The following is a 10,535-nucleotide window of genomic DNA, read 5'->3' on the forward strand; positions in this document are numbered from 1 at the left end:
CGACAGGATTGGGGAAGCTGCGGCCGAAAACATCGACCGCGAGACGCGCATCGTCCTTTGCTGCGGGCTTGGGCGGCAGAAGGGAGAGGCTGCGGATCGTGAGCTGATGAGCCGTCTCCGCATCGAGCGCGTGGAGTGCGGGTTTCGCGAGAGAAAAGAGCGCGCCGATCATGCTTCGAGATCCGGGAAAATGTGGCGGCCATCGAGGCCGAGTGGCAGCGGCTTTACCCACAGGACCGCCGACAAGGCAAGCGGCGCGTAGAGGTGCGGGAACAGATCGCCGCCCCGAGAGGGCTCGTAGCGCAGGTCGGGCCCGAGTCGGCCCGCGTCGATGGCGACCAGAAGCAGGTCGTCCTGTCCGGCGAAATGCCTCGCTGCGGTCTCCCGCACCTGAAGAGCCGTGGAAAAATGGAGGTATCCATCGATAATATCGATGGGCGCTCCCGCAAAGAAACCGGCTTGCTCTGCGCTAGACCAGAGGGATTTTTGGCAGATTTTGTAGATTATACGCATGAAATGTGAGTATCCCCACAGCGCTTTAGGRGCAATCCTGACTAGACATATTGTCCCAGATTAATGTTGGCGATTGCGCGAGTCATAGAACAACCTTAATTCCTAGGTATAAGTTCGGTTTAGTTTCATTCGCATTTTGCGAAGGTGTGTAAAATGTTATCTCACGAGCGCGTTTGGGCTGCCATCGATGCACTTGCCGCACGCCACGGCATGACGGCATCCGGGCTGGCGCGCAAGGCAGGACTCGATGCGACGAGCTTCAACAAGTCGAAGCGCGTGAGCCCCGAGGGCCGTGAGCGCTGGCCATCCACGGAATCCATCTCGAAAATCCTGCGCGCCACCGGCGCGACGCTGGAAGACTTCCTGCGACTCGTCGAGCCCTCGGGCTCCTTACGCCGTTCGATGATCCCGATGATCGCCATGCCCCAGGCCGCCGCGGGCAAAATCCTGACGGATGAAGGCCTGCCCACCGGCGGGCCGGGATGGGACGAGATCGAGTTTCCGGATTTCGGGCAGGAAAAAGTTTTCGCTCTCGAAATCACGGGCGACACCATGGCGCCGCTCTATCGCGACGGGGACATCCTCATCGTCTCGCCGACCGCGAGCCCGCGCAAGGGCGACCGCATCGTCGTATGCACCACCGGCGGAGAAATCCTGGCCCAGGAGCTGAAACGCCGCTCGGCCAAGACCGTTGATGTGACATCGCTTGCCAGAACCGGCGAGGAGCGCTCGATCCCCACCGAGGAAGTGGTGTGGATCGCCCGTATCATGTGGGCGCGTCAGTAAGATTCAAAAGTCAGGTTTAAGAGTCGATCTTCAGGCCGCCCGCGACTTCAGGAAAGCCTCGTGCTCGCTCACGAGTTCTCCGGCCAACGCCTTCGCGATGAGCGCGCGCGTTTCCTTCACGCCGTAGAGTGCCGTGAACGAGCCGAAGCGCGGACCGCGCGGTTCGCCGAGCAGCACCTGATAGATAGTGTTGAACCACTCGATGGACACGCCGGGACGCTCGGACGTCGCGCCCTTGGCCTTGAAGTCCTGATAGCGCGGCTCGGCGCGGCCCACGTTGTAGATCTCTTCCTGAATCGCTTCGGCCGTCACGGGCCTATCGCCCGTCTCGAACGAGGCAAGCACATCGCTCAGGCGCTTCAGGGATGCGGCCTCGACTTCGTCCGCCGGACGATAGGTCTTCTGCGGCTTCACGAAATCCTCGAAGTAGCGCACGGCATGCTTCACGAGGCTGTCGAGGCGCGGATGCGTCTCGGGCGAAACGCCCGGCGCATAGCGACGGATGAACCCCCAGAGCACTGCCGGGTCTTCCGAGTTCGCCACGGCCACGAGGTTGAGCAGCATGGAGAAGGAAATGGTGGTGCCGGGCTGATTGGAACCTGCCGAAGAGACCAGCTCCGCCGCCGGCGGCTCGCCCGCATGCAGGTGCCAGACCGGATTCATCAGACGGGTCTTCGCGTCCTGCGCCGGGTACTTCTCCATGAAGGTCAGGTAATCGTCCACCTGGCGCGGGATCACGTCGAAATGGAGCTTCTTCGCCTCGCGCGGCTTGCTGAACATGAAGAGGCCCAGGCTGTCCGGCGTGCCGTAGGTCAGCCACTCGTCGATGGTGAGTCCGTTGCCCTTGGACTTGGAGATCTTCTGGCCCTTGTCGTCGAGGAACAGCTCGTAATTGAAGCCTTCCGGCGGCAGGCCGCCGAGCGCCTTGGCGATCTGGCCCGAGAGCTTCACGCTGTCGATGAGGTCCTTGCCCGCCATTTCGTAATCGACGCCGAGGGCCACCCAGCGCATGGCCCAATCCGGCTTCCATTGCAGCTTGGCATGGCCGCCCGTCACCGGGGTCTCGAAGCGCTCGCCCGTGTCGGGATCGCGCCAGACGATGGTGCCGGCGTCCACGTTGCGCTCGTCGATGGGCACCTGCATGACAATGCCCGTCTTCGGATGGACAGGCAGGAAGGGCGAGTAGGATTGCTGACGCTCCTCGCGCAGCGACGGCAGCATGATCGCCATCACCGCATCGTAGCGCTCGAGCACGGTCAGCAGAGTCTTGTCGAAGCGGCCCGCCTTGTAGCACTCGGTCGCGGACAGGAACTCGTAATCGAAGCCGAAGGCATCGAGGAATTCGCGCAGACGCGCATTGTTGTGATGCGCGAAGCTCTCATGCGTGCCGAACGGATCGGGCACCTGGGTCAGCGGCTTGCCGAGCGCCGAGGCCACGAGTTCCTTGTTCGGGACATTGTCCGGCACCTTGCGCAGGCCGTCCATATCGTCCGAGAAGGCGACGAGGCGGGTCGGGATGGTGTCACCGGTCAGAACCCGGAAGGCGTGGCGCACCATGCTGGTGCGCGCAACCTCGCCGAAGGTGCCGATATGCGGCAGGCCCGAGGGACCGTATCCGGTCTCGAACAGGGCTTCCTTCTTGCCCGTCTTTTTGAGCCGCTCCACGAGCTTTCGCGCTTCCTCGAACGGCCAGGCGTTCGCGGTCTGAGCAGCTTCGATGAGGGCGGGATCAAGGGTAACGGGTCGGGACATGGGCCTATGCTTGCAGGAAGGGCTTGCAGAAGCGCGGCACAGTAGGGATACGCCCCGCAGGGGTCAATGCGGCTTCGAGCCTTTATACCCGTTGGCGAACCGGCAAAACCCTGCCGGTTACGCGCCCTGCCCCTCAATAGGGGCCGATGGGGAAGAAGCGCAGGTAGAGCTCCGCGTATTTGCCTTCCTTCCAGAGCTGCTGGAGGGCGAAGTCCAGGGCCCGGCGAAGATTCTGGTCCTCGGTGCGGACGATGAAGCCGATCCCCTCCCCGAAATACCGGGGCTCCAGGTAAGGCCCACCCGTGAAGGCGCAGCAATTGCCTGCATCCTCGCCGCCGATCCACAAGGCAAGGCCGAGGCCATCGGCAAAGAGATAATCCATCTCGCCCGCCTTCAGCGCTGCCTGGGCAGCAGGGAGGTCAGGGAACGGCTTGAGGGTGGCTGGCGTCATGAAGGCCTTCGCGAAGGCCTCATGGGCCGTGCCGCCCACCACGCCGATGGTCTTGCCCTGGAGCGCCTTGAGCTCGGGCGCGGGCTGGTTGCGATCCTTCCTGACCGCGAAGCGCGCCGGGATCTTGAAATAGGGCGCCGTAACCTCGAAACGCCGTCGCAGGTCCGCATTGAGGGGAATGGCGGCTGCCACCACATCCCCCTGCCGGTCGGCCAGAGCCTCTAGAAGCGTATCGAACCGACGCACCTGCACGGTGCAGGTCAGGGTCAGGCGCTCGCATGCAGTGCGAGCAAGCTCGACCGAGAACCCGGTCGGCGTGCCGTCGAGGGCCGGGAAATGCAGCGGCGGAAAATCGTCGTCCACAAGGAAGCGAATGGTGCGCGTGGCCGGGATTTCCGGCCGCTCAAGCTGCGCCTTCGGGTTCCAGAAATTGGGAACCATAACGCTTTGAGCCTGAGCCGGCTCGAGCGTCAGCAAGGAGGACAGCGCGACGGCGGCCCAGGCGCTGGGCTTGATCTTGCGCAAGAAGCACGCAATAACTGATACAATGTAACTCATCTTGAAGACGATACTCTCTTGTCCGCTGTCCTGCATCAACGCCGAATATCCCAAAAGGGTATCCCTCGCTCATGAGGCAGGGTCTAGCGGAGAGCCGCCGACAGTCAACAGCGCTGCCTGTCGGGATCGGCTTCCTCGCTCATCACGGTTTTGCACCGGAGGCCCTGCGGGATGCGGTGATGATGGCCGAACTCAGCGGCGTCTCGGCGGATGAGATCGTCTTGAAGACCGGCATGGTGGAGGAAATCGCGTTCTATAGAGCGCTTGCCGTCGAGCTGGAGTTGCCCTTCCTATCCACCCCTCGCCTGTCGTCGATGGCTCGCTACCCGGACAGCATCCTCACGGGCATCGCCCCGCTCGCAAAGCCGGATGGCGGCTTCGTACTGGTCCCTCGCGGTGAGGCCCTGGCGCGGTTGTTCAAGGGCATCCCGCATGGACGGGTTGCAATCACCGCGCCCTCGCTGCTCGCAAGAGCGGCCTTTCGGGCAAGCGCACGAAAGATTGCCGATCATGCCGCCGATGCGCTGCCGAATGCGGCGCCGCATCTGTCGAGCCGTGGTGGAGCGAGCATCGCTCAGATTGCTGCCCTGACGCTAATCGCGCTGGTTTTCTCCTATAGTAGCGTGGAAATCCCCAGCCTGACTTTCGCCATCGCGGCCGCGATCCTCAGCCCGCTGTTCTTCGGGATCATCGTGCTCCGCCTTGCATCCTCGCTGCTGCCCCACCCTGTGGCGCGAGACGATCATGCTACTCGCATCGAGGATGCGGCTCTGCCCGTCTACACGATCATCGTGGCGCTCTATCGCGAAGGCCGCGTCGCCCCACGCCTCATCGATGCGCTCAGGCGTCTCGACTATCCGGCCGCCAAGCTCGACATTAAGCTCGTGCTCGAAGCCGATGACCGGGAGACCATGACGGTCTTGCGCAGGACCCGCCTGCCGGGCTTCGTCGAAATCATCGTCGCGCCTCATGGCGAACCACGCACAAAACCTCGCGCGCTGAATATCGCGCTTCCTCTCGCACGCGGACATTTCACCGTCGTGTATGATGCGGAAGACGTGCCGGATGCGGCGCAACTGCGCTCCGCCGTTTCGGCTTTCGCGCGATGCCCGCGTGACATCGCCTGCCTTCAGGCGCGCCTGACCATCGATAACACGGACGATTCATGGCTGACGCGTTTGTTCACCATCGAATACGCGGCGTTGTTCGATGTGCTCAATCCCGGCCTTGCGGAGATCGGCAGTCCGATCCCGCTCGGCGGCACCTCCAACCATTTCCGCACGGCTGTTCTCAAGCGCATTCACGGCTGGGATGCCTGGAACGTGACGGAGGATGCTGATCTCGGTTTCAGGCTTTCGCGCTTCGGCTATCGCGTCGCCGATCTTCCCTCCTCTACCTTGGAGGAAGCGCCCATCACGCTCGGGGCCTGGATGCGGCAGCGCACGCGATGGATGAAAGGCTACATGCAAACCACCATCAGCCATTCGCGCAAACCGGCAATCGCGCTGAAGCAATTCGGGTTCTGGCGGTTCTGCTCCGCCATGATCCTGTCTGCCGGCGCGGTGCTCAGCGCGCTGGTTTACCCGTTCTGCACCGGGCTGTTTCTCATCTCGTGGCTCGTCACGCCAAGCTGGATTGCCGGAACGCGGTGGGAGGCGATCTGGTATTCAGGAAGCCTGACGCTGTTCATCTCAGGCGCGGCGGCCATGCTCATTCCCGCCTGCGTCGCGCTGCACCGGCGTCATTTGTGGCGTCTGCTGTTCTGGGTGCCCTTGCTGCCGCTCTATTACGCACTTGTGAGCGCTGCTGCCTGGAGAGGATTGTGGGAGCTCATCATCGCTCCTTTCCGCTGGAACAAGACGAGCCACGGCCATGCGCGCACATCGCGCGCGAGCCTGCCTCAGAAGCACCAGGCCAATGTGGCCGATACCATGTCGCTGAAGATTGCGCCGCCCTGATGCCACCAGAGCAGGCCACCGGTGGCCACGAGGCAAAGCACAGCCGCAGCGATAAGCGCAGCGCCTAGGCGGCGCTCACGGATGCCGGTTTGTTCAATGCCAGAGCTCATTTCAGGTCCGATCAATCTGCACAGAACTCTATCATAACGCGATCCGCATAAAAAACGAGGCGGCCAAGGCCGCCTCGCTGGTCAAGACTTCGGGAAAAGGATTTAGGCAGCGGCCTTCTTGGTCGGCCAGCCGAGCTCCACAAGACGGGCCTTGGCGAAATCGCGGATCTCATCCCGGATGCCTTCCGGCAGGGCCGTGAGCACCTTCTGCGTATCCGCGTGCAGCATGAGATCGGTCACGGCGTTGATGGTCTTCGCCTTTTTGATCTTCTGCTTCAACTCGTCCTCGACGCCCACATCGGCGGTCACCTCGACCCGGGTCTTCTCAACCTCGGTGCGCTCGGCCTCCGTGTGCTGCTCCGCATAGCCCGGACGGCTCTGCTTGAACTCATCCGCCTCTTCCTCGGAATAGACGAAGCCGTGAAGCTCGATGAGCTTGAGAATGACCCGGTCCTTCGCGCGCTTCTCGGCCATGGCATAGACATAAGCTGCCTGCTTGCCTGAAACGCGATAGTTCACACCGACGAGGGCCTCGCCAATGGACCATTCCACGCGTTCGCCCATGCGGCCCGTGACCTGGATCACGGCCTCGTCCCGCTCGGCGCGAATGATCATGGGCTCGTCGAAGGCAATCTTGGCCTGGGCAGCGATACGCTCCAGGGTCTTATGATAGATCACCGCCGTGCCCTGGACGCGCCAGACATTRCCGGCCATCGGCTCTTCGAATTTTGCAAGCACCTCAGCAATCTTCTTGTCGGTCGTGTTCATCATCAATCCTATCTTTCAATAGCCCGCAAAAATCGGTCTCGCGCTCTTGTCTCGGCCTCTCCCAGGCCGGCACGTTCGTTATTTGTTCTATAGCAGATTGCAGCTCCCGCGTCCATTTCCTGAGACCGGAAGGATCAAGAATACATGAGTAATAACAGGCGTTTAATCGGTGCGTTGTTTTGTCCCAATATGTGTATCTCCGGTCTGTAAACACAAACTCTCCCACTCCTGATTCGGAATTGACTTTGCTACCCATGTTCCATATTTGTTCTTGATTACTCTTATCGTTCGAGACGATAGTGGCAGCTGCCCTCGTCTTTCCCTTCACCCGAGACAAAGCTGGAGGCTCCGATGTCCGCGCAAGCGATCCTCGACTTGTCCGACAAGCGCTCGGACCGCCGCCCGGGATCACGCCGCTCGCAGAAGCGCGCCTCCACGCCGGTGACGCGCAATGCCCTCATCGCCGACTTCCTGGCGATCTGCGAACTCGATCCGGACATCGAGTCCCTGCGTGCTCCCGCCGATCCTGCCGAGTTCGAGATCGGCGAGAAGACCATCGAGCACATCGCCGATTTCGAAATCGTAAGAGACGGCCAGTCTCAGCTCGTCGATGTGCTGACTGACGATGATCTTCTCACGCACCCTTTACGTGCAGCAGCCATCCACGGCCTCACCTCGACGGACGGCCGGTTCTTCTCCATCGAGACAGCCGCCAGYGTCCGCGCTGAGCCGCGTATGTCGACGGTGCGACTCATCATGGCCTGCCGGYGCACGCCGGTGACGGCCGGAGACCGTGTGCGCATTCTCCATCAACTCGATGAAGTGGGCACCATGCGGCTCGTCGATTGCGCGGGCGGCGTCATGAACACGCAGGATGGCGTCGCCGCCGTTCTGGCGCTCGCCTGCGAGGGATTGATCGCTGTCGACATCAATCGCCCGATCCTGCCCGAAACCCAGGTGCGCCGACGCCGCCTACCCTTTACCGATCCATTCTCGTTCTAAGACTGCGCGTGCCGCTCCACGGCCTCGCTGAGGAGCGTGCGCACGATGGCGCGCACCGCATCGGGCGTGTTGTCCGCGCTGAACTTGGCCTCGATCTCATCCCGCACGATAGCGCCATCGCCGCTGCGCTTCAGTTCGGTGGAGGATTCCGCCTGGAGCAGCGTAACGAACGCGCTTTCGACCTCACGCGCCACCACGCCGCCATCGGCGGCTTCCACGAGCCGTCCCGTCAGATCGAAGACATTGCTCTCGAAGGGCAGAGCCTGCGCTTCCAGCTCGCCGCTTTCATCCAGGATCCAGGCACGCGGCACGTGATCCACCAGATCCACCGATTGGCGGTTGATGGTGCCCGGATTGAGCCAGCGCGTGCGCCCGGCCATCACTGATTTCTGCGTTTTGTGAATGTGCCCGTTGATCAGCACATCGCAGCCCTCCACCCCAAAGGGTGGCACGGCACCGGGATAGCCGCCATCGAAAGCGATGTCGTGATGCGTGAACCACGCCTGCCCGTCGATGCCGGAGAATGAACCGCGCGCATCGGTCGGGATCGCCTGCCCATAGGGCGTCATCCCGACGCCGAGGCGCTTCTCGCCGATCTGGAACTCCACCACCGGAGCGGAGGCGGCGACCACATCGACCACGTCGCACAACCCCAGCAGCGCCAGCGTGTCGCCATCGGTCAGTGTCATGTGCTGGATGTCGTGGTTGCCGACATTGACCAGCGGACGATGAGAAAACGCTTTCAGGATGCGGATGAGCTGGTTCTTCAGCGACTCATCGGGCTCCACGGGCCGGTCGAAGAGATCGCCCAGGATCACGGGCGCAAGCCCGCGCGCGTTGGCAATCGCCACGCAATGCTCGAGCTTGCCCAGCACGGCCTTCGGCCAGACGGTATCCTTGCGCCGCCCCGGACGCCTTGAGCCCACATGCGGATCACCGATCACGAGCAGGCCGTTGCAAGCGATCAGCGGAAGTCGATCTCCGGACAGGATCATGCGGTCAGCCGCTCCGACGGCAAGGACGAGTGAGAGGAATGGGCGTGATGATCGAGCAGGGTTTCGGCGCTCACAGGCGATCCGCAGGTCGGGCAAAGCCCGCCGGTCTCCTCCACGAGACGCGCCATCTCGGCCTGCACGGATTTCAAGCCCTCGTCGATCTGGGCCATGCGACCCTGCGCGATCAGCGTGGCGCTGCGAAGATCCCCGAGACGCTTCAATATGCTCTGCGAGCCGGTAGTGTTTTCAAGGACAGGAACTTCGCCGGGCAGGGCTTGCAGCGCGGCAAGCCGCCCCTTGCTCGAAGCCAGCGCCCTGCTCAGCTGAACGACCTGACGGCCGATACGCTCGCGTTCACGGGCGTGCTCGACGCGGCGTGACAGGCCTGTCATCTGCTCCGTACTCGGCAGGGCGGCCATGGCGGACACCTTCGCCTGAGACTTGCGTAGCTGCTTCGTCAGCAGCGTCAACTGAGCCGCGCGCTCCTGCATGCGCTGCAACTGCGCTGCCTGTTGCTTGATCGTGCCGACCTGACTGCGGATCGTGCTCAGCTTCTCCTTCAGAACGGAGATTTCCTCCAGGCCGGAGAGAGTTTCCTCGAGCGCGATCAACTCCCGCTCGCCGTTGCGCACCGTTGCGTTGTCGCGGGTGCAGCGCTCGCGGTGGATCATCAGCATATCGCGGATGTAGCTCGCCTCCTGCCCGATCGACAGAACCGCCGAACGGCGGGACGCGGTCTCGCCCAAGAGGAAAACAGGAAACTTCTGATGCGCGATATGCACATCGAGGTCCTCGACCTTGGTGATGCGTAGGAGATCGGCCACCCAATCCGGCACGTTGCGCCCACCGGTCTCGTAGCGCATGCCCTTCTCATCGACCACGGAACCATCCGCCTCGTGAAGCGACCAGATGTTCACAGGAGAGCGGCGCGGCTGGCGCGTGAAGCGCAACAGGCGCTTGCCCGCGACACCGATCTCCACCGTCGCGCTCTTCGCTCCTGCCCGCACCAGACTGTCACGCGCCTCGCCGTAGAACACGGCGCGCAATGCGCGGATGAAGGTGGACTTGCCGCGATTGTTCGGGCCGATCAGCGCATTCACGCCGGGGCCGAGATGCAGCGTGGCGTCATTATAAGCCTGCACGTTCACGAGACGGATATGGCGCAGGCCCGGCTGCGCATCGTCCCAGGCCGCGCTGCAATCGGCGGATTGCACATTCACCCCGGAGATCGGCTCTCCTGTGATGCGGGCAATGTGAAACTTGTCGGAGAATTGCGACAGATCGTGGTGGGATACGGCAAAGCACTGCACGCCGAGCCGCGCCGCGCCATCCTCCAGCACCTTGTAGAAGGAGGACACGCGCTCGGGCGCGATCCAGCAATCGGCTTCATCGAGCGCGAGGAACCGCGCGACATCGGCCTTCACCACCGCGATGAGCCGAAGCGCCATGCCGATGACATTGGTGAGCGCGCCGCCATTGTCCTCGAGCACGTCTTCCAACGTATCGTCCGGGCGGCGAACGCAAATGTCGAGCGAAGCCAGGCCGCGTTCCGTCGAGAGTTCTAGCGCCACCGGCTTCTCGCCGGGCAGGACCTCTTGCACGAGCGCAGTGAGCAGGGTTTCGAACGCGGCCAGGTTGCGCC

The 10,535-nt window shown here is 62.7% G+C and carries 9 protein-coding genes and 1 pseudogene; 3 read left to right on the forward strand and 7 right to left on the reverse strand.

Annotated elements, in window-relative coordinates; translation table 11 throughout:
• Both ACXJKO_RS26585 and ACXJKO_RS26590 read right to left on the reverse strand, forming a co-directional pair.
• A pseudogene (locus tag ACXJKO_RS26585) lies at positions 1 to 172 on the reverse strand (quinone-dependent dihydroorotate dehydrogenase); the annotation flags it as partial.
• Positions 169 to 513 (reverse strand): DUF952 domain-containing protein, encoded by a 345-nt coding sequence (locus ACXJKO_RS26590; protein WP_457094057.1) that lies wholly within the window; start codon positions 511 to 513, stop codon positions 169 to 171. The pseudogene ACXJKO_RS26585 and the gene ACXJKO_RS26590, both read right to left, overlap by 4 nt.
• 153 nt (positions 514 to 666) lie before the next feature.
• Between ACXJKO_RS26590 and ACXJKO_RS26595 the strand changes: the two genes are divergently transcribed.
• A complete protein-coding gene (locus tag ACXJKO_RS26595) occupies positions 667 to 1,299 on the forward strand; it encodes a S24 family peptidase (RefSeq protein ID WP_457094058.1) in 633 nt (210 codons plus the stop codon).
• A gap of 30 nt (positions 1,300 to 1,329) precedes the next feature.
• Here ACXJKO_RS26595 and ACXJKO_RS26600 read toward each other — a convergent pair whose 3' ends face one another.
• A complete protein-coding gene (locus ACXJKO_RS26600; protein WP_457094059.1) occupies positions 1,330 to 3,051 on the reverse strand; it encodes a lysine--tRNA ligase in 1,722 nt (573 codons plus the stop codon).
• Positions 3,052 to 3,184: 133 nt separating this feature from the next.
• Complete coding sequence (locus ACXJKO_RS26605) at positions 3,185 to 4,060, reverse strand: transporter substrate-binding domain-containing protein (RefSeq protein WP_457094060.1); 876 nt, start codon at positions 4,058 to 4,060, stop codon at positions 3,185 to 3,187.
• A 71-nt stretch (positions 4,061 to 4,131) separates the two neighbouring features.
• Between ACXJKO_RS26605 and ACXJKO_RS26610 the strand changes: the two genes are divergently transcribed.
• Complete coding sequence (locus ACXJKO_RS26610) at positions 4,132 to 6,018, forward strand: glycosyltransferase (RefSeq protein ID WP_457094061.1); 1,887 nt, start codon at positions 4,132 to 4,134, stop codon at positions 6,016 to 6,018.
• 212 nt (positions 6,019 to 6,230) lie between these two features.
• Here the strand turns inward: ACXJKO_RS26610 and ACXJKO_RS26615 are convergent, their stop codons facing one another.
• Positions 6,231 to 6,896, reverse strand: coding sequence for a trna delta -isopentenylpyrophosphate transferase (locus tag ACXJKO_RS26615; RefSeq protein ID WP_457094065.1), 666 nt, complete (start codon positions 6,894 to 6,896; stop codon positions 6,231 to 6,233).
• Between the two features lie 351 nt (positions 6,897 to 7,247).
• Between ACXJKO_RS26615 and ACXJKO_RS26620 the strand changes: the two genes are divergently transcribed.
• Positions 7,248 to 7,898: a hypothetical protein gene (locus ACXJKO_RS26620; RefSeq protein WP_457094062.1), complete on the forward strand. Its 651-nt coding sequence runs from the start codon at positions 7,248 to 7,250 to the stop codon at positions 7,896 to 7,898.
• Here ACXJKO_RS26620 and ACXJKO_RS26625 read toward each other — a convergent pair.
• Both ACXJKO_RS26625 and ACXJKO_RS26630 read right to left on the reverse strand, forming a co-directional pair.
• Positions 7,895 to 8,893, reverse strand: a complete 999-nt coding sequence (locus ACXJKO_RS26625) for a hypothetical protein (protein ID WP_457094063.1) — start codon at positions 8,891 to 8,893, stop codon at positions 7,895 to 7,897. The genes ACXJKO_RS26620 and ACXJKO_RS26625 overlap by 4 nt on opposite strands.
• Positions 8,890 to 10,535, reverse strand: a 1,646-nt coding sequence (locus ACXJKO_RS26630) for an AAA family ATPase (RefSeq protein ID WP_457094064.1), incomplete at its 5' end; no start/stop codon positions are given. The genes ACXJKO_RS26625 and ACXJKO_RS26630, both read right to left, overlap by 4 nt.

Source organism: Microvirga sp. P5_D2 (genome assembly GCF_054049475.1).

What these genes read in the sequence shown, in the direction of transcription:
- ACXJKO_RS26605 (WP_457094060.1), bottom strand. Translation starts at nt 4,060, where the DNA reads ATGAGTTACATTGTATCAGTTATTGCGTGCTTCTTGCGCAAGATCAAG.
- ACXJKO_RS26590 (WP_457094057.1), bottom strand. Translation starts at nt 513, where the DNA reads ATGCGTATAATCTACAAAATCTGCCAAAAATCCCTCTGGTCTAGCGCA.
- ACXJKO_RS26595 (WP_457094058.1), top strand. Translation starts at nt 667, where the DNA reads ATGTTATCTCACGAGCGCGTTTGGGCTGCCATCGATGCACTTGCCGCA.
- ACXJKO_RS26610 (WP_457094061.1), top strand. Translation starts at nt 4,132, where the DNA reads ATGAGGCAGGGTCTAGCGGAGAGCCGCCGACAGTCAACAGCGCTGCCT.
- ACXJKO_RS26600 (WP_457094059.1), bottom strand. Translation starts at nt 3,051, where the DNA reads ATGTCCCGACCCGTTACCCTTGATCCCGCCCTCATCGAAGCTGCTCAG.
- ACXJKO_RS26625 (WP_457094063.1), bottom strand. Translation starts at nt 8,893, where the DNA reads ATGATCCTGTCCGGAGATCGACTTCCGCTGATCGCTTGCAACGGCCTG.